The organism is Cetobacterium sp. ZOR0034, assembly GCF_000799075.1.
GTDB lineage: Bacteria > Fusobacteriota > Fusobacteriia > Fusobacteriales > Fusobacteriaceae > Cetobacterium_A.
In genome coordinates this window covers 78,959-98,363 of sequence record NZ_JTLI01000029.1, presented here as the reverse complement: position 1 = coordinate 98,363, position 19,405 = coordinate 78,959, and the positions used below count along the sequence as shown (strand labels likewise).

Genomic DNA, 19,405 nt, shown 5'->3' with positions numbered 1-19,405 from the left:
CCACAGCACTTTAGTAAATTATAACAAATAAATTGATGAAGATTTTTATATCTTCATTATACGAGGTGATTTTATGAAAAAATATTACTCAATCGGTGAAATAAGCAAAATTTATAATATAAGTGTAGATACACTAAGGCATTATGAAAAAATAAAACTATTAGAACCAGCAATGAAAAAAGAGAGTGGATATAGATATTATACAAATGAGCAAATCTGGAAGTTGAACAATATACGTAATTTAAGAGGATTGGGATTGGGACTTGATGATATAAAAGGTTTTTTAGAAACAAGAAGTGTTAGTTCTACTGAAAAAATACTGAATTCTCAATTAGATATTGTAGAGAGAGAATTAGAAAAATTCAATAAATTAAAAGAGGAGCTTCTAATAAAAAAATCAAATTTAGAATATTTTAAGAATGAAGTTATTTTTGAAGTTCCTGAATTAAAAGAGATACCTAAAAGAAGAGTTATAAAATCTAAAGGACAAGTTAAAGAGGATGGAGATATTGACTTTAAAATTAAATTGTTAAGTATAAAAACGCTTTCAGAAAATGATTTTTTATTTATTGATAATGAATATGGTGGAACATTGAGTAAAGAGAATTTTTTTAATGGAAACTATAATGTTTACGAAGAAACATTTGTTATAAATAATGAAGGAACAGAAGATGGAGAAGAGATTGGAAGTGGACTTTATGTTACAGTTTTTTATAAGGGATATTATTCGGAAAGTTATAAGTATTATGAAAAAGTAAAAAAATTTATTGAGAAGAGAAATTTAATTATAAAAGGAGATATATTTGAGATTTTTCATGTTGATATTCATAGCACTGAAAATGTAGAGGAATATATAACTGAAATCCAGGTACCTGTAGAAAATAGAGTTATTAAATAGTTTCGTAAAAATATTATAAATGTTATAATTAAAAAAGGGTGATGATTATATGGGAAAAATGACGAAAGCAATAAGTAAAGATGAAATTGACCTAATTTTAGGCTCGGAAAAAATAAAACAAGATGTAAGAAATGCCCTTTTAGTTGAACTTAATACAGGGCTTAGAATTCAAGATATAGCTAGATTAAAATATAGTGATATACAGTTTGGAAAATTGGAAATAATCGAAAAAAAGACAAAAAAACCACAAATAACAAGGATAAATATGGAGTTAGTAGAATATCTTTTTAAGAATAGAACAAGAGATGATAATTATATATTTGCTTCAGAAGAAAAAGAAGTTAAAGCATTTGTTAGAAAGGTTCAAGATCAGATATTGAAAGCTTGTGATCACGAGAATATAGATAGTACATTTATAAGCACACATAGTTTTAGAAAATCATTTGCAACATTAGCATACAATGAAACAAAGGATATTATGTTTGTTCAACAGTTACTAAATCATTCAAGTGTTTCTGTTACACAAAAATATATAAGAGTCAATAAAGAGAAAGCTGATGACTATAGAGGAAAGCAAAGATTAGGTTTTTAATTTTTCAGAATGTAACCTATGTTACTGATTTTTTTCTGAAATGATTATATTATATATTCAGGATGGTGATTTGAAGATGAGTATTCATGGAGGAAATCTACAAAAGATAAAAGATGGAAAAAGAACTTATGGAATAACTCCTCATATACCTGGAGGATTTATTACGCCAGATAAACTGATAAAAATAGCTGAAGTAGCTAAAAAATATAAAGGTGTTTTAAAAATTACATCGGGTCAAAGAGTTTTAATAACTAATTTAAAAGAGGAAGATTTAGGTGCCATTTGGGATGAATTAGGAATGGAGCCAGCTGTAAGAACTCAAAACTCTGTAAAAAATGTTGAGATATGTCCAGCTAACTATTGCAAAAGATCAAAGTATCCAACGATTGGGATAGGAATGAAAATAAGCAATAATTTCCATGGAATGGAACTTCCGTGTAGAACTAAAATAGCTGTTGTAGGATGTAGAAACGCTTGTACTGGAGCTTATTCAAAAGATATTGGTGTTATTGTGGATACAGATGGAAAATTTTTTATAACAGTTGGAGGAAGCGCAGGATTTAATCCTCGTAGTGCTGATATTCTAATTAGAGATTTATCAGAATCCGAGGCTTATACGGCTGTGGAAATAACTTTGAACTACTACAATGAAAATGCAACTATGGGAGAAAAGTTGGGGCATTTTATAGATAGAATTGGTATTGAACTGTTTAGAACAGATATTATAAAATTATTAGAAATAAAAGGAGAAGATAAAGATGATAACTAAAGATACAATAATAGCAGAGATAATAGAAACTAACCCAAAGGCAGTAGAGATTTTAATGGGATATGGAATGGGATGTATTGGATGTCCCTCAGCTCAAATGGAGAGATTAGAACAAGCTTGTGAGATTCACGGATTAGATTTAAATGAAGTTTTAGAAAGATTAAATGCATAAAAGGAGAGACTGATGAGTTTATATTTAGGAAAAATACATTATTGGCTTTTTAATAAGATATTATGGTTTGAAAATTTAGAGGAAAGTATAGTAAAATTCATAGTGGATAGAGGATTAGATGTTTCAGTTGTAAACGAAGAGATAGAAGAAAAATATGGAAAAAAATTAGAGAATAAAAATTTAGAAGAGATTATAGATATAAACAATATTCATGGATGGTTACAAGGAAGAATTCACTCTTCAGAGGGAAGAATGGCAGCATGGATTAATTTTATATTAAAAAATGATGAGAATGGAATAGAGCATTTAAAGAAAATTTTTGAAGAACAAGCTATTTTAGCAGCTGAAGAGGTAAAAAAAGAGAGAAAGCCTGCTGTAGCTTCTGATATTTATAATTGCATGAATAACTATATTTTAGATGGAATGCCGTGTGATAGAGTAAATGTTATATCTGTTTCTGAAGATAATTTGGTTCAATGGGAAAGAAGAGTTTGTGTTCATAAAGATGTTTGGGCAAAAGAGAATATTGATGTAAAAGTTTTTTATGATTTAAGAGATTTTTGGATAAAAACTTTTGTAGAAACTTTAAATTCAGAATTTGAATACATAAAGGAAACTGATGAGAAATTTAAAATTGTTATAAAATAAGATGTGGCTATCTCAAATCTTTGAGATAGTTTTTTTTTAGACTAACTTGCAATTATAACAAGTGTTATTAAAAGAAATTAAAATTTCATTGGTATATAGGTTTTACATAATTATGAAAGGGGAAATGATTATGAAAAATAAAAAATATTATATAGGAGCAGTTATAGGGATAATAAGTTTATTTTTTTATTTAGTTTTGATGAGATATTCATTTAAAAATAAACTACCTTTAATGGAATATAAAGAAAATAATAACTACTTAGAAACCTTGATTGTAGTTACAGATGTGGATTTTGAACCATATTCGTTTATTGATAATAAAAATAAAATTGTAGGATTTGATGTTGAACTGATATATTCACTAGGAGAGATTTTAAAAAAAAATATAGATTTAAGATTACTTCCTTGGAGTGAGTGTATTAAAGCTATAGAAAAAAATGAAGCAGATTTAATTTTAGGGGTTGTTACAGGCTCAAAGTATACTCAAAATATTTATTCTTCTATTCCTGTAAGTAAAGATTCCTTTGTTTTATTTGGAACGAAAAAGTATTCTAATTTTGATGAACTCTATGATAAAAAGATAGCGTATTTAAAAGGAAGTGATAGCAAAAATCTTTTTTTGAAACCTTATAAATTAGATAAAAAAGCTAAAGGGTATAATAGTTATGGAGAAGCTTTTAAATCTATAAAAAGTGGAGAAAATGATTTTATTTTGGCTACATATTCTGTAGGGCGTCGTTTAGGTAAAAAATATGGAGATATAAATGCAGTTGGTCAGATTTTAGTAAATAAGATGTTTTCAATAGGAGTTTCAGAAAATAATAAATATTTAATAGAGGAGTTGGATAAAGCAATAATCCAAAGACAAAGAGATGGAACAATTGAGAAGCTTACATCTAAATGGTTAAAGCGATATATTGAAGTTATTAGTTTTAAAGATTTTTTACTTCAACACTCGATGGTTTTAGTAATTTTTATTGCTATTATTCTTTTGAGTATAATTTTTGTAGGAATTTATATATATAAAAAAGAAATTTCTCTTTCTCAAGAAAGAGAATATGCTCTCTTAGAGTATGTTGCTCGAGATTCATTGACAAAAGTATATAATAGAAAATCTGGTGAACAGATGATAAAACAGATTATAGATGAAAGTACATTGAGCTCATATCATGCTTTTATTATGATAGATATTGATAATTTTAAAAATATTAATGAAACATTGGGTCATGATGGTGGAGATGAGGTTTTGGTTCAAATAGCAAAAATATTGAAGAAAGCTTTTAATGATTTTGATATAGTTATTAGAATGGGAGGAGATGAATTTAGTATTTTTGCTGTAGATTATAAGGATATCAATTCAATTGAAAAAAAATTGAAGAAATTATTTGAAATATTGAAAGAGGGGATAGTTATAAAAAATAAGGCTGTTACAATAACATTATCTATAGGAGTAGCTTTATATCCTAAAAGTGGAATAGAATTTCAAGAATTATATGAGAATGCAGACAAAATACTTTATGAAGTTAAAAATAGTGGAAAGAATAACTATAAAATTTTATAAAAAAATTGTAGAACCAGGAAATGGTTCTATTTTTTTATTTTTTACAAAATATTAGAGAAAAAAGTGAAAATAGGAACTTATAAAATTCTTACACAACTTTTACATAAAATTTATAAAGGATTAACATGGATAGTATAAAGTAATAGTTGAGGAGGGATTATGAAAAAAGAACAAAAATTAACAGGAGTTTTATTTTCAATGCCATCATTGCTAATATTATTGACATTTTATATCTATCCGCTATTGAAGACGGTTATGTATTCATTGTCTTTCACTGATTCAAAAGGACAGATAGTAGGATTTGCAGGGATTGAAAATTTCTATGAATTATTTACAGATGCTTCGTTTTATGAAAGTATTTTAGCAACATTAAAATTTTCACTAATAACAGTGACTTTTAGTATGATTATATCACTATTTTTAGCGATAATATGTAATGAAAAATTAAAGGGAATAAAACTATTTAGGGTTATTTTCTCATCAAGTATGGGAGTTTCAGTTTCGGCTAGTTCAAGTATAGTTTTATTTTTATTTCATCCGAGTGTAGGATTGATAAATGATATTTTAAAATTCTTTGGAATTTTACCAATAAACTGGTTTACAAGTTCAACATACGCAATTTGGGCAATTTCGTTTGCAACAATCTGGATGAATATAGGTTTCGGATTCTTAGTTTTAACAGCAGGATTACAAAATATAAGTCAAGAGATTGATGAAAGCTGTGAAGTAGATGGGGTTGATTATTTCTCGAAACTATTTAGAGTAACAATACCACTACTGAGTCCAAGTTTATTCTACTTGTTGATTACAACAACTTTAAAATCATTCCAAAGTTTCGGTCAAGTAGATATATTAACAGGTGGAGGACCATCAAACTCAACAAACTTTATAGTATATAGTATTTATAAAACAGCGTTTAGTAACTATAGATTTGATTATGCTAGTGCTCAGGGATTATTCCTACTTCTATTGATTACAATAATAATGATTGTTAAATTTAAACTAGAAAGGAAGGTGCACTATCAGTAAAATGAAAAAGAAAATATTTTATGGATTACTTATTTTGTCTGGAATTTTAGTTTTCTTTCCAATAATATATGCTTTAATCTCTAGTTTTATGTCAACGAAGGATATTATAAGTGGAAAGTTATTACCAAGTGAAGTAAAGCTAACAAACTATAAAGAGTTATTACAGAATGTGCCAATACTTCAGTTTTTCATGAATAGCTTAATAACATCAATAGTTGCCATGATTATTCAAATAATAATTTGTAGTATGACAGCTTATGCTCTTGTATTTGTGGAGTTTAAGGAGAAAAAAATTATATTTTTACTTGTGATGTGTTCAATATTTATTCCTTGGGAATCGATATTTATTCCAAACTACTTTACAATTTTAAAAATGAGATTATTAAATACAAAGTTAGGAATAATATTACCGTTTTTAGCAAATGGACTTGGAATATTTTTAATGGTACAACAATTTAAAACACTTAATAAATCGCTAATTGAGGCAGCCAAAATAGATGGTTGTAGCCATGGATTTATATATTTAAAAATAGTTTTACCACTATCAAAAGGGATATTAAGTACTTGGGGAATCTATTCATTCTTAAACGTTTGGAATATGTATTTATGGCCGTTGATGATTTCAACTAGACCGGAATCTAGAACAATTCAAATTGGTTTAAAGATGATAAAAGCAGAAGAGGGAACAAACTTTGGAATTTTAATGGCTGCAGTAGTTATTGTTATTATTCCCTCATTAATTGTTCTATTTATAGGGCAAAGTCAACTTCAAAAAGGGATGACTTCTGGAGCAGTAAAAGAGTAATTAAGAATTGAAACTTTAAAATAAACGGGAGGAAAAATGAATTTAAAAAAATTGGCACTATTTGGATTGGGATTAACTTTATCAACGACACTTTTAGGAAAAGAAAAAGTAGTATTTTGGCACTCGATGAGTGGAGGGCTTCAGACTAGTTTGAATAAAATCGTTGCAGATTACAATAAATCTCAAGGGGATGTAGAGATTGAAGCAATTTATCAAGGATCTTATGAGGAAACAATTGGAAAATTTAAGGCAATATCAGGAACGAAAGATGCACCTACTCTTATTCAAATGAATGATATTTCAACATCATTCATGTATAATAGTGGAGCTATAACTCCAATGCAAAACTTTATAGAAGCAGATAAGTTTGATGTTAATCAGTTAGAGGATGCACTTTTAAATTATTATAGAATAGATGGAAAGTTATACTCTATGCCATTTAACTCATCAACAGCGATAATGATATATAATAAAGATGCTTTTAGAGAAGCTGGATTAGATCCAAATACTCCTCCAAAAAGTTATGCTGAGTTTGCAGAGTATTCAAAGAAATTAGTTAAAAAGAATAGCAGTGGTTCTATTGATAGATACGGTTCAGCAGTACTTATGTATGGATGGTTTATTGAGCAGTTCTTAGCTAATGATGGAGTGACATATGTAGATAAAAATAATGGTAGAACTGGAGAGACTCCAACATCTGTAACATATAAAAAAGATTTACCAAAAATTTTAGAGTTTTTAAGAGGTATGTATAAAGATGGTTCTGCAACATCATACGGAAGAGATTGGGATTCTATAAGAACAGCTTTCTCATCTGGAAAAGTAGCTATGTATTTTGATTCGTCTGCTGGAATTAAAGGAGTTATAAATAACTCTAACTTTGAAGTTGGTACAGGATTTGTTTTAAACGAAAGCGGAAACTTCAATGGAAGTGTTGTTGGAGGAGCATCTCTTTGGATAACAAACTCATCAGCTGATTCAACTCAAAAAGCAGCTTGGGACTTTATTAAATACGCTACATCAAAAGATGTTCAATCTTACTGGTCAATTAATACAGGTTATTATCCAGTGAACAAAGCTTCTTACGATACAGCAGAGATGAAACAAAATATGGAACAATATCCACAATTTGGAACTGCTGTTGCTGAAATAAAAGAAACTAAGCCATCTTACTCAACTCAAGGAGCTATTATAGGAGTATTCCCAGAGCTTAGAGATAAAATGGTTGAAGCAATGGAAGCAAACTATGAAGGAAAAACTTCTGTAGAGAAAATTGTTGAAAAGCACGTAGCTGATTCAGATAGAATAATTCAAAGATACAATAGAATTAACAAATAACTTTATATTATTAATACCCTTTACTATAAAAAACTCCTCGTTAGGATAGTTAGCTTATCCACGCGAGGAGTTTTTTACAAATCTATTGGAGAGAAAATACTTACGAGTGATCTCTCTTTATTTTTACTATCTAGCTTTGAGACATAGGCTATTTCGAGATATTCACTTCTAGTTTGAAGATTATTTTCGATACTAAAATCTTCAATTTTCTCAAAGAAATCCTTAGTATGGAAAGCTGCACTTTCAGTATAAAATGAGACTCCACGAGCTGAATATTTTATTTCGCTTTTAATAGAATACGAAGCTATTATAAGCTCGGTATAGATTTCAGGAGAGTCTTTATTCGTTTTTAAAACAATAAATGTGTCACTGATGTTATGAGGAGATTTAAAACTTTTCAAAACTTTTCTTATATGAGTTTCAATATCAGCAATATTTTTCATTTCACCTTTAGAGCTACCTAAAATATAAAAGCTTATATCTTCTAAATCAGGAGATTTATCTAACTTAAAAATAGCGTGTTCTAAATTATTTTCTAACTCTTCTAAGTTGTTTTTCAGATTTTGTAACTTTTCAATTTGTAATTGAACCATATATTTTTGAAAAATTATTGATTCTAAAATATTTTCTAAGCTATTCTCTTCATATAAAAGACATTTTATCTTATCTAAAGAGAAGCCAAGGGCCTTACATCTTTTAATGAAATCTATTTGTAAAAATTGATCTATAGAATAGAATCTGTATTTTGTATTTTCATCTATATATGAAGGCTTTAAAAGTCCCTCTTTATCATAATGACGTAATGTTTGAATAGTTACATTATTTAATTTTGCTGTTTCACCAATTGAAAAAATCATTTTTCCTCCAAATATATTTTGACTCTATTGTTACAATAGAGTATACACTAAAGAGTATTAAAGGAGGAAGTAAAATGTTTAAAGAATTTATTAAGTACGCAGTACCTTCGGTATTTGCAATGTTTATTTCATCAATGTATGTAATAGTTGATGGTATTTTTGTTGGGCAAGGAGTTGGTGCTTTAGCATTAGGAGCAGTAAATTTAGTTATGCCAATTTCTATTTTATTTTTTGGGATAGCTTCGATGTTTGCAGTTGGTGGTGGAACTCTTATATCTGAAAGTTTTGGAAATGGTAATATAAAAAAAGGTATCAGTATATTTAGAGAGATACTATTATTTTTATTAATTTTAAGTTTAATTTTAAGTTTTACATTTTTTATTTAAAAAAGGTCATCTTTCTTTTGGTAAAAGCAGAATATATAAAGAGAATATTTTTAGTTTTATAAGAATAGGATTTCCATCATTTTTTATGGAGATTACATTTTCAATTATAATATTTTGTATGAATCTAGCTATTTTAAAAATTGGAAATGAAAATCAAATGGCATCGTTTGGAATTATAAATTATTTAACAACAATAGTTTATATGTTACTATTAGGATTATCGTTTGGAGTTCAACCATTATTTAGTTTTAATCACGGAGCTAAAAATCATGAAAAAGTTTCTAAATTTTACAAATTTACAATGATGGCAGCATTTAGCATAAATTTATTTTATTTTATTATTTTATATGTTTGGGGAAATAAAATTATTGGATTCTTTACAAATGATATATTTATTATAAACGAAACATATATAGGGCTGACTATTTTTAATCTTGCATTTTTTGTTATAGGAGTTAATGTTATTCAATCAGGATACTATCAAGCTATAAATACCCCTGAAAAATCCAATATTATATCTATATTTAGATCAATAGTATTTTTTCCGATAGTGCTATTTATTAGTTCTAAAAGTTTAGGATTAAAAGGTGTTTGGTTGAGCACTTTATTCTCAGAGATTTTATGTCTTGTAGCTTGGAACTTATTATTAAGAAAAGATTTGAAAATTTATCTAAAAAAGGTCTTCCTTTTTTCTACAAATTAGTATAAAATATAGATGTAGAATTTATTTGGGAGGGATATATTTTGAAAATTTTAAACCAAAATACACACTTAAAAGAGCATGAGTTATGTGAAAAAATAGCAAACGAGTTACTACCTAAACTAGCAAAGTTAGATTTTGAATTGAAATCTATAAAGTTCGAGAAATCTAGCGACAACTTATTGAAGTTAAAAATAATAAAGGCTTAATATATGATATATATATTAGTTTTAACTATTGGAATAGTGCTATTTTTTTATATGAAAAGTTCTAAAAAATCTAAATATATCAGTAAAGTAAAAGTTAGGAGTTCTAGTGAGAGAAAGCTACATCAACCTAAGCCTATAGCGAAGAAAACTATTATAACTTCAAAAAAAATTGATTCAGAAATAGAGAAGATATCAAAAGATTATAAAAAAATTATTTTTTATACAATTGATACAACATCTAGTTTTTTAGAAGAATCAAATATTACAGCAATAAAAATGGGATTCAATTTAAAAACAGGTGAATTTATTCGATTAGAGGATTTTCATGATGGTAAAAAAGAGGCTTTTAAAATTTTTTCAAATGATGTAGAGCATTTCGTTTCGCATAATATAAAACTTAGTGAAAATATATTAAATTTGAATCAGAGGATACAATTTTGTACAATGATTACAAATATAAATATTGTTGAGATAAAAAACTCGAATGGAAGAAATCGATGGCCTAAATTACTTGAGATTTCAAAATACTATGGAATAAAATCAAATAATGATTTGGTTTTAAATAATCTTAATATAACAAAATTAACAATCCAAGTTTTTCAAAAAATGTTGAAACACCCAAAGGGTTCGATTTATGTTAGAGATTTTATTTTTAATAACAAGTCTTATAAAACAGAGATATAAAAGAATTTTAAAAACCGTGAATCTCATCACGGTTTTTTTATAGAAAATATTTATTTTAAAATATATTGATTTCTTTCTTTTGCAACATCTTTATTGAAACTAATATGAACTCTATTTTGCTTAGAATAATATATCAATTGATCATAACTTATATTGGCTTTATCTAGTTTAGATTTTATAGTTTTAGCACTGCCATTGATTTTGAAATCAATAGCTAGACCATCTTTGTGTTGAGAATTTTTAACTCCTCTAACTTTTTTATTTAATAAGTCACCTCTATACCAGCTTGTTACATATATATCTTTCTTTAAAATCTCTTTAACTTTATCGAGTCTTTTAGCTGCGTAGATAATATTCGTATTACTTTTGGGTAAATTATTTATTTTATATCTTTTTGCTGTAGCACTTTTAGTTGCATCTTTTAATTTAAAATATTTTGAGATTTGTAGATTCTCTTTTCCGTATAAAGATACAGAAAATAATATGCTTAATAATAAAAATTTCATAAATAATTGCGTTCTCCTATATATAGTTACAGTATAAATATACCCATACACCCTATATTTATACTGTGTTTAAATCAATTTGTCAATTTTTTTATTTAACTTTTGGAAAATAAAAATAAATCGTTAATATTTTCACTGTTAATAAAAGGTAAAGCCTCATTAATTTTAATAATATCCCAATTCCACCATTTTATTTCTAAAAGTTTAGTAATATCATCATCTGAAAATCTTTTCTTTATAATTTTGGCAGGATTTCCACCCACAATTGAATATGGTGGAACATTTTTAGTAACTACAGATTTAGCAGCAATGACAGCACCGTCAGCGATTTGAACTCCGGGCATTATAAGGGCTTCACTTCCAATCCAGACATCATTGCCTATAACGGTATCTCCTTTTTTCTTAAATCCATTTTTAGCATTTGGAAAAATTTTAGGATTGAATGGAAAAGTTGATATCCACGAATAATTATGACCTTGATTTCCAGCTAACATAAAAATAGCTCCTGATCCTATAGAACAAAATTTTCCTATAATTAATTTATCAAATTCAAATTTCTCTCCAAAAATTTCTTTATAATTTTTAGTACTATTATCACCTAATAAGTAACGGACACAAAATTCATCGAAAGGTTTTTCGTGATAGTATCCAGAGTAATAAGAAAAATCGCCAACAGATATATTCGGATTTTTTATATGTGATTTTAGTTCAACTCCCTCTAACCAACTTTCAAAAATTTGTTTTTTCAATTTAATAGCTCCTTTAAAAATTCGTTTCAAATTATTATACAATTTTTGACACAATTTAGAAACATAAAGTTGTTAATATGTTTGAGAGAGAAAAATGGAAAAATTATTATTGGAGGATTAAAAATATGAAAAAAATAGTTTTATTAGGAATGATTATTTTAAATATAACATCTATTTTAGCTTCAGTAGAGATTAGTTTAAATGAGTTTGATTTATATTTAAAACCCGAGCAAAAGATAGCTTATGAATATATATTTGATACAAATGAAAAATTATTAGATAGTTATAAAATAGAACTGAGAAATCTAAAAAGTTCAACTAGAGATTATAATAAAAAATTGAAATTTTTAAATTCTAAAATTCAAGAGTTAGAAAAAAATAGAGATTCAGAGATTCAAAAGTTAAAATTAGATATAAAAAATAATCCACAGAGATATCAAAAAATTTAAAAAATAAAAATGCAATTGAAACAATTCTGTAACAAACTTTTGTTAATATAGATGTATAAAGAACAGAGAAAAAATAAAAAATAGATAAGGGAGTGATTTTAATGAAAAAATTATTATTTGTAGGAATGTTAGCTTTATCAGCGGTATCTTTTGCTAAAGGACATGGAAATATGGGTGGAATGAATCATGGAAATGGTGGAATGATGAATGAATCAATGAGCTGTGGAATGATGAGTGGTGGACACAATGGAAACCATATGGGAATGAATATGTCTCCTGAGTTAAGAAAAGAGATGCAAGGTGATATGATAAAAATTCAAGAGAAAAGATTAGAAATAAGCAAAATTATGAATACATCGAATCCAGATATGAAAAAAGTTGAAGTTTTAAATGGAGAGATAGCAAATATCAGAGCTGCTCATATGACTAAAATGCAACAAAATATGATGAAAACAAATTAGTCTAATAGTTGAGATAAATAATATAGAAGCAATAAAAAGGCGGGGCGAACTCGTCTTTTTGTTGTATAATATATTGACGAAAAGTGATAGCAAATAGGGAGTGAAATTGATGAAAAGAAAGATACTTATTATAGAGGATGAAGAGAGTTTAGCAAATATAATTGGAAAAACTTTAATTAAAGAGAGATTTGAGATAAAGATAGTAACTAGAGGAGATGAGGCTTTAGAGGAGTTTTACTCTTTTTCACCATCACTAGTTCTTTTAGATATAAATTTACCTAAAAAAAATGGTTGGGAGATATGCAAAGAGATAAGACAGTTTTCAAAGATTCCAATAATTATAATGACAGCTCGTGATACAGAGTTAGATGAGATACATGGCTTAGAACTTGGAGCAGATGACTATATTACGAAACCCATAAGTACAAAGATAATTTTATTAAAAATAAAGAAACTTTTAAAAATGGAAAGTGATGAATTTTTCTATTTAGATGGATTAACTTTTGATTACAATAGATTTAAAGTTATTATAGATGAAGAAACGGAGATAATTTTAAGTAAAAGAGAAGCCTTACTTTTAGAATATTTTTTTAGAAATGAAAATATAATTTTAGGAAGAGAGACTTTATTAAACGAAGTTTGGGGATTTGAATTTAGTGGAGAGGAAAGAGCTGTTGATACTCTTGTGACTCGTCTTCGAAAAAAACTTGGAATCTATGGTGATTACATAAAATCAATAAGAGGAGTTGGATATGTTTTCAATCAAAATTAAAATGAATCTATTTCGAAAGATATTTGGATTTTCAATTTTTATAATACTTACAACTCTTTTGACAAATTATTTTTTTAATGCTATTTTCTTAGAAAAATTTTATACATATAGAAAAAAAGAGATGATGATGAGAGTTATAGAAACAGGTAAATATATATATGAAACTCAATCAGAGGATAACTATGAAAATTATGTTTATGATGTAAAAGAAGCGATGGGAATAGATATAGAGATTAAATCTCTGAAAAAAACTCACATGATGGGAAGCCATATGATGAGGCGAACTACAACTATTAATGAAGCAGTTTACAATAAATTTCAAATCCAAGAGTTTTTAGGAAATGATGCCAAAGTTTTGTATTATGCTGAGAAAATATCAGAAGAAAAACAGATGATTGTAAGAACATCTCTTTCGGTAATTCAATCTCACAGTCATGAGAGTAATATATTTAATATAGTTACAGCTTTAATAGCATCGTTGATCTCTTTGATTGCAGGAGTTATTTTTTCAAAGAGAATAACAAAAGATATAAGTTATTTAAAGGAGAAAGCTGATAAGATTTCAAAATTAGAATTCCCAGAAAATATAAGTATACCTAGAGAGGATGAAATTGGAGACTTAAGTAGAAATTTAGAGAAGATGTCAAATGAACTTTCAACTTCTATAAATAATTTGAAATCTTTTGTATCGAATGCTTCTCATGAATTAAGAACTCCAATATCAGTTATTTGTGCTCATGCCACAGCTCTTTTAGAAGAGGAGAATTTAGATATAAAAGAGAAAAGACGATACCACGAAATTATTTTAAAGGTTGGAAATGAGATGAAGGATTTGACAGAGAACCTGTTAACTCTTTCGAAGCTAGATAGCAGTGTTTTCAAAGTAAAAAAAGAAAAATTGGATTTAAATGAAATTTTAAATGACGCTTTAGAAAAATATGACATAATAGAACTTGAAAAAGATATAGAGATAAATGTTTCTGTTAAAACAAGCAATATCTTAGGTGATTCAAGACTATTAAAATTGATTTTTAACAACTTAATTCAGAATGCTTTAAAATATAGTAAAGTTGGAGGAAAGATAGAAATTTTTGAAAAAGATGAATTTTTATTTATTGAAAATAGCTTTGATGGAACAATTGAGATTGATAAAAAAAATTTATTTCAACCTTTTGCAAGAGGTAAAAATGCAGAGGAGTTCAAGTTTGATGGTATGGGATTGGGATTATCGATCGTTCAAAAGGCTTCTGATTTAGGAGATATTGAATATGATATAGTTATTGATAGGGAGATGTTTATAGTAAAACTGAAGATATTTAATGAAAAAAATTAATATAACTATTGGGAGAATGGTATATAATATAGTGAGTAAATAAATTTTTATTTGGAGGATGATTTTATGTTTAAGGTTAATACTGAAAAATGTATCGGATGTGAGCTGTGTACTAAGGATTGTTTTGTAAAAGATATTGAGATGGTGGAGGGAAAAGCTGAAATAAAAAATGTAAGATGTTTTAAATGTGGTCACTGCATAGCTGTTTGCCCTGTGGCAGCAATTTCTACAGATGAGTATGATATGAATGATGTAGTTGAGTATGATAAAGATAGTTTTACAATAGACCCAGATAATCTTTTAAACTTTATAAGATTTGAAAGAACAATTAGACATTTTAAAAATCAGGATGTAGAAAATGAAAAGATATTAAAAATAATAGAAGCTGGAAGATTTACTCAAACAGCAAGTAATGCACAAAATGTAAACTATGTTGTGGTGAAAGATAGTATTCAAGATGTTAGAAGAATTACTTTAGAAACTCTTAAAGCTATGGGGCATTATATTTTAGAAAATTCAACAAATCCTTTATATAAAAGATATGCGGCTATGTGGATAAAGATGCATGATGATTTTATTACAAATCCTGATGGAGAGGACAATTTATTCTTTAAAGCACCAGTGCTTATTATGGTTACATCAGAACATGCTCTTAATGCAGGATTGGCTTCTGCAAATATGAAACTTATGATAGATGCGTTGGGTCTAGGAACTGTATTTAGTGGTTTCTTAGTGAGAGCAGCAGAGGAAAATCCAGCAATAAAAGAGTTTTTAGGGATAGAAAAATCTCAGAACCTTGTGGCGTGCATGGTAGTGGGTTATCCAAATGTAAAGTATAGAAGAACTACTCCAAGAAAAAAACCAAATATAATTTGGAAATAGAGAGATTTAAAAAGGTTAAAAAAAGATCTTCAAATACAAGTATATTAATATACTTGTATTTTTTTATTCCCGATTAGAGAGTGGTTTTAAAAAATTACTCAAAAAATGAATATAATTTGTTCTACAAAAAATTTATTTTTAACCTTAAAATACTTTTGACAAATTATCGATTACTAACTAAACTAAAGCATATAATTGCAATCAATAAGAATTAAAATAGAACATAGTTGAATGAGTATTTAACTAGAAGATATTATGAATTAAATTTTAACGAACAAGTTAAAAATAAAATATATGTGGAGGTTTTAGAATGGGTCATCCTACAGTTTATCCTACAGGAGCTACAATTTATAATCCAGAGAAAGCGTGGAGCGGTTACACAGTATTTAATTTAATTGGTTTAGGAGCAATGTTGATTGATATGAATGGACGAGAGATTCGTCTATGGGAAGGATTACAAGGATTCCCAAATAAGATGTTTCCAAATGGACATATTTTAGGGAGTAGAGGAGAAAGAAGTCCAAAATTTGGAATGCAAGATCAAGTTGACTTAGTTGAGTTGGATTGGGATGGGAATATTGTTTGGAAGTTTGATGAGTATGAACATATAGAGGATGAGGGAGAGGCTCCAAGATGGATGGCTAGACAACATCATGACTATCAAAGAGAGGGAAATCCTGTTGGATACTATGTTCCAGGTATGGAACCAAAGATAGGTGGAGGAAAAACTTTAATTTTAGGTCATAAAAATATTAGAAATCCTAAGATATCTGATAAACTTTTACATGATGATGTTATTTATGAAGTTGATGAAAATAATAAAATTATTTGGGAGTGGGCATGCAACGAACACTTCGATGAATATGGATTCTCAGAAGAAGCAAAAAATGTTTTATTCAGAGATCCAAATTTAAGAGCAACATCTCCTGAAAAAGTTGGAGACTGGATGCATATTAACTCGATGTCTGTTTTAGGACCAAATAGATGGTATGATGAAGGAGATGAAAGATTCCATCCAGATAATATTATTTGGGATGCAAGAGAAACAAATATAATTGCAATAATAAGTAAAAAAACAGGAGAGCTAACTTGGAAAATAGGACCAGATTATAAAACAGAGGAGTTACAACACTTAGGGTGCATTATAGGGCAACACCATGCTCATATGATTCCAAGAGGTCTTCCTGGAGAAGGAAATATTTTAGTATTTGACAATGGAGGATGGGCTGGATATGGAGCACCAAACCCTGTTTCAAAGTTTGGAGAAAAAAATGCTAGAAGAGATTTCTCTAGAGTTCTAGAAATAGATCCAATAACATTGGAAATAGTTTGGCAGTATACACCGTTAGAAGCTGGATTTGTTGTACCATTAGATGCCTCAAGATTCTATAGTCCATTTATAAGTGGAGCTCAAAGATTAGAAAATGGAAATACTTTAATAACAGAGGGATCGAATGGTAGATTGATAGAGGTTACAGCAGACCACGAGATAGTTTGGGAGTATATAAATCCTAGATGGGATAAAGAGATTATGAATATGAATATGATTTATAGATCATATAGAGTTCCGTATGAGTGGGTTCCACAAGTTGAAAAGCCTGTAGAAACACCAATTGAAAGAATAGATGTTGCGAACTTTAGAGTCCCTGGAGCGGCTCCAAGTGGAACAGCAGTTAAAATAAAAGTTGAAGGTGTAATGCCTTATGTAAAAGCAGATGCACTTAGTACATGTGTTGCTGCTGGTGATGAAGTGAAACAAAAAATTAAACTGTTTGATATAAATGAAGATTTATTCCCTGGAATATCATCAGTAAAATTGAAAGAGGTTGTAGCTGAAGGAAAATCTGTTCTGGTGTTTGTAGGAGCGGAGAGATGTAGAAACTGTAGAGATTTACAGCCAATTTTGGAAGAGTTATTACCAGACTTTGAAGGACAATTTGAAAAGTACCACTTAGATGCTGATAAAGAGAAACCATACTTAGATGAGAATAAGATAAAATCAATTCCAACTTTAATGCTATATGAAAATGGAGAGTTAAAAGGAAGATTAATAGGTTCACATTCAATTGATGAGGTAGAGGAGTTCTTAGAGCAGTAATTTTTAATTTTAAGAAGGTTACCTTTAAACGGGTAACCTTTTTTATTAAGAGATAGGAGGCTTTTATGGAAAATGTTGCAAAGTTAGATGAGGTATTAGAGGAAAAAGGTTACGACAAAACGAAGGTGATAAAGTGGATTATTTCAATACTGATGATGTTTACTCCTATGTTGATACAGCTTAATGAAAACTATACTGGAAATATACGAACATTTTTTATGATTACAATTTTAGTTATTATGATTTGGGCTTTTGAGTTGATGCCATTAGCTGCACCAGCTTTGGTATTACCTATAGTTTATGTGAGTTTTGGATTGGCAACTCCAGCTCAAGCTTTTTCGCCTTGGACTACAGAGATGCCGTGGTTATTTATAGGTGGAATGATAATTTCAAATGTTTTTGATAGAACTGGATTGATGAAAAGGATGGCGATAACTGCTATAAAAATTGCTGGTGGAACATATCGTGGAATTTTATTAGGATTTCTAATTGTTGGATTAATATTATGTATAATTATACCAAGCACCGCGGCAAGAACGACATTATTTTTACCAATAGCTTATGGAATTATTACTGCTTTGGGATTGAAGAAGAATACTAAAGAGGCAATTGCAATAATGGCTACTAGCTCGTTTATGGCACTAACACCTTGGACAATAGTTGATGGAATAAATTTGATTGCATATTCAATTGCTAAAAATTTTGGTGTAAATTTAAGTTGGGTTGCTTATATGAAAGAAATGGGATTAATGACATTTATTTTATCTTGTGTATATATAGGTGCAGTTTTATTTTTCTATAGAGGAAATGCAGAGATTTTCAGAAAAGAAAATAACTTTAAAACAAAAGATTATTTTGAAAAAGAGTATTCAAAATTAGGAAAAATAACTACAAGTGAGAAAAAAGTTATGTTGGTTTTAGGAGTTATGGTAACTATACTTTGTACAAGCAGTATTCATAATGTATCTGCAGGTTGGGTATTTGCAATTGGAGCATTTTGCTTCTATCTTCCTGGAATCAATGTTGCAGATGAAAAAGATATAAAAAGTGTTAATATGGCAATGATAATATTAATGACAGGAGCTATGACAATTGGAGCTGTATCTATGGCAACAGGAACAGGAGCTTTTATTGGTAGAATATTGACTCCGTTTTTAAAAGGAAGCAGCTTTGAGATAGTTTCTGTAAGTTGGTTAATAGGTGTAATTGTTAACTTCTTACTAACTCCTTTAGCTGCAGCGAGTGCTCTAACTCAACCTCTTGTGGAAGCAGCTATCGAGAATGGGATATCTCCAACAGTTATACTGAATTCATATGCAGTAGGATTAGAGCAAATAATATTCCCGTATGAATATGTCTTACCATTGATGATGTTTAGTTATGGAATAATGACTCTAAAAGAGTTTGTAAAAATTTATTTATTGAAAATGATACTAAGTTTACTATTTTTACTAGTTGTATGTGTTCCTTACTGGGGAATACTAGGATTACTTTAAATACTGGAGGA

The 19,405-nt window shown here is 28.3% G+C and carries 23 protein-coding genes; 20 read left to right on the top strand and 3 right to left on the bottom strand.

The window, feature by feature from the left end; translation table 11 throughout:
- The first annotated feature begins 73 nt into the window (after positions 1-73).
- The 9 genes from L992_RS07145 to L992_RS07105 all read left to right on the top strand — a co-directional run bounded on the left by L992_RS07145 (position 74) and on the right by L992_RS07105 (position 7,812).
- A complete protein-coding gene (locus tag L992_RS07145; RefSeq protein ID WP_047382585.1) occupies positions 74-898 on the top strand; it encodes a MerR family transcriptional regulator in 825 nt (274 codons plus the stop codon).
- 49 nt (positions 899-947) lie between these two features.
- Positions 948-1,490 carry a tyrosine-type recombinase/integrase gene (locus L992_RS07140; RefSeq protein WP_052191721.1) on the top strand — a complete coding sequence of 181 codons (543 nt, stop codon included), beginning with the start codon at positions 948-950 and terminating at the stop codon, positions 1,488-1,490.
- A gap of 40 nt (positions 1,491-1,530) precedes the next feature.
- On the top strand, positions 1,531-2,259 hold the full coding sequence (locus tag L992_RS07135) for a hypothetical protein (protein ID WP_197053396.1): 729 nt from the start codon (positions 1,531-1,533) through the stop codon (positions 2,257-2,259).
- Positions 2,249-2,431 carry a DUF1858 domain-containing protein gene (locus L992_RS07130; protein WP_197053395.1) on the top strand — a complete coding sequence of 61 codons (183 nt, stop codon included), beginning with the start codon at positions 2,249-2,251 and terminating at the stop codon, positions 2,429-2,431. Before L992_RS07135 ends, L992_RS07130 begins: the two co-directional genes overlap by 11 nt.
- A gap of 12 nt (positions 2,432-2,443) precedes the next feature.
- Positions 2,444-3,079 carry a hypothetical protein gene (locus L992_RS07125; RefSeq protein ID WP_047395312.1) on the top strand — a complete coding sequence of 212 codons (636 nt, stop codon included), beginning with the start codon at positions 2,444-2,446 and terminating at the stop codon, positions 3,077-3,079.
- Positions 3,080-3,209: 130 nt separating this feature from the next.
- On the top strand, positions 3,210-4,640 hold the full coding sequence (locus tag L992_RS13130) for a GGDEF domain-containing protein (protein ID WP_052193935.1): 1,431 nt from the start codon (positions 3,210-3,212) through the stop codon (positions 4,638-4,640).
- Positions 4,641-4,799: 159 nt separating this feature from the next.
- Positions 4,800-5,669: a carbohydrate ABC transporter permease gene (locus L992_RS07115; RefSeq protein WP_047382579.1), complete on the top strand. Its 870-nt coding sequence runs from the start codon at positions 4,800-4,802 to the stop codon at positions 5,667-5,669.
- A gap of 1 nt (position 5,670) precedes the next feature.
- The gene (locus tag L992_RS07110; RefSeq protein ID WP_047382577.1) at positions 5,671-6,474 is read left to right on the top strand and encodes a carbohydrate ABC transporter permease; all 804 of its coding nucleotides are present in this window, start codon (positions 5,671-5,673) and stop codon (positions 6,472-6,474) included.
- A gap of 36 nt (positions 6,475-6,510) precedes the next feature.
- A complete protein-coding gene (locus L992_RS07105) occupies positions 6,511-7,812 on the top strand; it encodes an ABC transporter substrate-binding protein (protein WP_047382576.1) in 1,302 nt (433 codons plus the stop codon).
- Between the two features lie 74 nt (positions 7,813-7,886).
- Here L992_RS07105 and L992_RS13125 read toward each other — a convergent pair whose 3' ends face one another.
- A complete protein-coding gene (locus L992_RS13125; protein ID WP_052191719.1) occupies positions 7,887-8,669 on the bottom strand; it encodes a MerR family transcriptional regulator in 783 nt (260 codons plus the stop codon).
- A gap of 74 nt (positions 8,670-8,743) precedes the next feature.
- Between L992_RS13125 and L992_RS07095 the strand changes: the two genes are divergently transcribed.
- The 4 genes from L992_RS07095 (at position 8,744) to L992_RS07085 (ending at position 10,648) form a co-directional block, all read left to right on the top strand.
- Positions 8,744-9,055 carry an MATE family efflux transporter gene (locus tag L992_RS07095; protein WP_047395309.1) on the top strand — a complete coding sequence of 104 codons (312 nt, stop codon included), beginning with the start codon at positions 8,744-8,746 and terminating at the stop codon, positions 9,053-9,055.
- 118 nt (positions 9,056-9,173) lie between these two features.
- Positions 9,174-9,758 (top strand): MATE family efflux transporter, encoded by a 585-nt coding sequence (locus L992_RS07090; protein WP_047395305.1) that lies wholly within the window; start codon positions 9,174-9,176, stop codon positions 9,756-9,758.
- 41 nt (positions 9,759-9,799) lie between these two features.
- Positions 9,800-9,964 (top strand): hypothetical protein, encoded by a 165-nt coding sequence (locus tag L992_RS13485; RefSeq protein WP_156110658.1) that lies wholly within the window; start codon positions 9,800-9,802, stop codon positions 9,962-9,964.
- Positions 9,965-10,015: 51 nt separating this feature from the next.
- Positions 10,016-10,648: a hypothetical protein gene (locus L992_RS07085; protein WP_197053394.1), complete on the top strand. Its 633-nt coding sequence runs from the start codon at positions 10,016-10,018 to the stop codon at positions 10,646-10,648.
- 50 nt (positions 10,649-10,698) lie between these two features.
- Here L992_RS07085 and L992_RS07080 read toward each other — a convergent pair whose 3' ends face one another.
- Both L992_RS07080 and L992_RS07075 read right to left on the bottom strand, forming a co-directional pair.
- Entirely contained in the window at positions 10,699-11,154 is a 456-nt protein-coding gene (locus tag L992_RS07080; protein ID WP_047382570.1) for a D-Ala-D-Ala carboxypeptidase family metallohydrolase, read from the bottom strand.
- A 95-nt stretch (positions 11,155-11,249) separates the two neighbouring features.
- Positions 11,250-11,903: a CatB-related O-acetyltransferase gene (locus L992_RS07075; protein WP_047382568.1), complete on the bottom strand. Its 654-nt coding sequence runs from the start codon at positions 11,901-11,903 to the stop codon at positions 11,250-11,252.
- A gap of 125 nt (positions 11,904-12,028) precedes the next feature.
- On the opposite strand from L992_RS07075, the gene L992_RS07070 reads away from it, so the two are divergent.
- From L992_RS07070 to L992_RS07040, 7 genes are all read left to right on the top strand, one after another.
- Complete coding sequence (locus L992_RS07070) at positions 12,029-12,352, top strand: hypothetical protein (RefSeq protein WP_047395299.1); 324 nt, start codon at positions 12,029-12,031, stop codon at positions 12,350-12,352.
- 101 nt (positions 12,353-12,453) lie between these two features.
- Positions 12,454-12,813 (top strand): hypothetical protein, encoded by a 360-nt coding sequence (locus tag L992_RS07065; RefSeq protein ID WP_047395296.1) that lies wholly within the window; start codon positions 12,454-12,456, stop codon positions 12,811-12,813.
- A 109-nt stretch (positions 12,814-12,922) separates the two neighbouring features.
- Positions 12,923-13,585: a response regulator transcription factor gene (locus tag L992_RS07060; RefSeq protein WP_047395293.1), complete on the top strand. Its 663-nt coding sequence runs from the start codon at positions 12,923-12,925 to the stop codon at positions 13,583-13,585.
- A complete protein-coding gene (locus L992_RS07055) occupies positions 13,566-14,918 on the top strand; it encodes a cell wall metabolism sensor histidine kinase WalK (RefSeq protein WP_052193934.1) in 1,353 nt (450 codons plus the stop codon). The genes L992_RS07060 and L992_RS07055 overlap by 20 nt, the downstream gene beginning before the upstream one ends.
- 66 nt (positions 14,919-14,984) lie before the next feature.
- A complete protein-coding gene (locus tag L992_RS07050; protein WP_047395290.1) occupies positions 14,985-15,800 on the top strand; it encodes a nitroreductase family protein in 816 nt (271 codons plus the stop codon).
- A 310-nt stretch (positions 15,801-16,110) separates the two neighbouring features.
- Positions 16,111-17,898 (top strand): aryl-sulfate sulfotransferase, encoded by a 1,788-nt coding sequence (locus L992_RS07045; protein ID WP_047395288.1) that lies wholly within the window; start codon positions 16,111-16,113, stop codon positions 17,896-17,898.
- A 65-nt stretch (positions 17,899-17,963) separates the two neighbouring features.
- Positions 17,964-19,394: an SLC13 family permease gene (locus L992_RS07040; RefSeq protein ID WP_047395285.1), complete on the top strand. Its 1,431-nt coding sequence runs from the start codon at positions 17,964-17,966 to the stop codon at positions 19,392-19,394.
- Positions 19,395-19,405: the final 11 nt, after the last annotated feature.

What these genes read in the sequence shown, in the direction of transcription:
- L992_RS07095 (WP_047395309.1), top strand. Translation starts at nt 8,744, where the DNA reads ATGTTTAAAGAATTTATTAAGTACGCAGTACCTTCGGTATTTGCAATG.
- L992_RS07110 (WP_047382577.1), top strand. Translation starts at nt 5,671, where the DNA reads ATGAAAAAGAAAATATTTTATGGATTACTTATTTTGTCTGGAATTTTA.
- L992_RS07055 (WP_052193934.1), top strand. Translation starts at nt 13,566, where the DNA reads ATGTTTTCAATCAAAATTAAAATGAATCTATTTCGAAAGATATTTGGA.
- L992_RS07135 (WP_197053396.1), top strand. Translation starts at nt 1,531, where the DNA reads ATGATTATATTATATATTCAGGATGGTGATTTGAAGATGAGTATTCAT.
- L992_RS13125 (WP_052191719.1), bottom strand. Translation starts at nt 8,669, where the DNA reads ATGATTTTTTCAATTGGTGAAACAGCAAAATTAAATAATGTAACTATT.
- L992_RS07140 (WP_052191721.1), top strand. Translation starts at nt 948, where the DNA reads ATGGGAAAAATGACGAAAGCAATAAGTAAAGATGAAATTGACCTAATT.
- L992_RS07145 (WP_047382585.1), top strand. Translation starts at nt 74, where the DNA reads ATGAAAAAATATTACTCAATCGGTGAAATAAGCAAAATTTATAATATA.
- L992_RS07130 (WP_197053395.1), top strand. Translation starts at nt 2,249, where the DNA reads ATGATAACTAAAGATACAATAATAGCAGAGATAATAGAAACTAACCCA.
- L992_RS07105 (WP_047382576.1), top strand. Translation starts at nt 6,511, where the DNA reads ATGAATTTAAAAAAATTGGCACTATTTGGATTGGGATTAACTTTATCA.
- L992_RS07060 (WP_047395293.1), top strand. Translation starts at nt 12,923, where the DNA reads ATGAAAAGAAAGATACTTATTATAGAGGATGAAGAGAGTTTAGCAAAT.
- L992_RS07125 (WP_047395312.1), top strand. Translation starts at nt 2,444, where the DNA reads ATGAGTTTATATTTAGGAAAAATACATTATTGGCTTTTTAATAAGATA.
- L992_RS07070 (WP_047395299.1), top strand. Translation starts at nt 12,029, where the DNA reads ATGAAAAAAATAGTTTTATTAGGAATGATTATTTTAAATATAACATCT.
- L992_RS13130 (WP_052193935.1), top strand. Translation starts at nt 3,210, where the DNA reads ATGAAAAATAAAAAATATTATATAGGAGCAGTTATAGGGATAATAAGT.
- L992_RS07085 (WP_197053394.1), top strand. Translation starts at nt 10,016, where the DNA reads ATGAAAAGTTCTAAAAAATCTAAATATATCAGTAAAGTAAAAGTTAGG.
- L992_RS07045 (WP_047395288.1), top strand. Translation starts at nt 16,111, where the DNA reads ATGGGTCATCCTACAGTTTATCCTACAGGAGCTACAATTTATAATCCA.
- L992_RS07050 (WP_047395290.1), top strand. Translation starts at nt 14,985, where the DNA reads ATGTTTAAGGTTAATACTGAAAAATGTATCGGATGTGAGCTGTGTACT.
- L992_RS07090 (WP_047395305.1), top strand. Translation starts at nt 9,174, where the DNA reads ATGAATCTAGCTATTTTAAAAATTGGAAATGAAAATCAAATGGCATCG.
- L992_RS07080 (WP_047382570.1), bottom strand. Translation starts at nt 11,154, where the DNA reads ATGAAATTTTTATTATTAAGCATATTATTTTCTGTATCTTTATACGGA.
- L992_RS07040 (WP_047395285.1), top strand. Translation starts at nt 17,964, where the DNA reads ATGGAAAATGTTGCAAAGTTAGATGAGGTATTAGAGGAAAAAGGTTAC.
- L992_RS07115 (WP_047382579.1), top strand. Translation starts at nt 4,800, where the DNA reads ATGAAAAAAGAACAAAAATTAACAGGAGTTTTATTTTCAATGCCATCA.
- L992_RS07065 (WP_047395296.1), top strand. Translation starts at nt 12,454, where the DNA reads ATGAAAAAATTATTATTTGTAGGAATGTTAGCTTTATCAGCGGTATCT.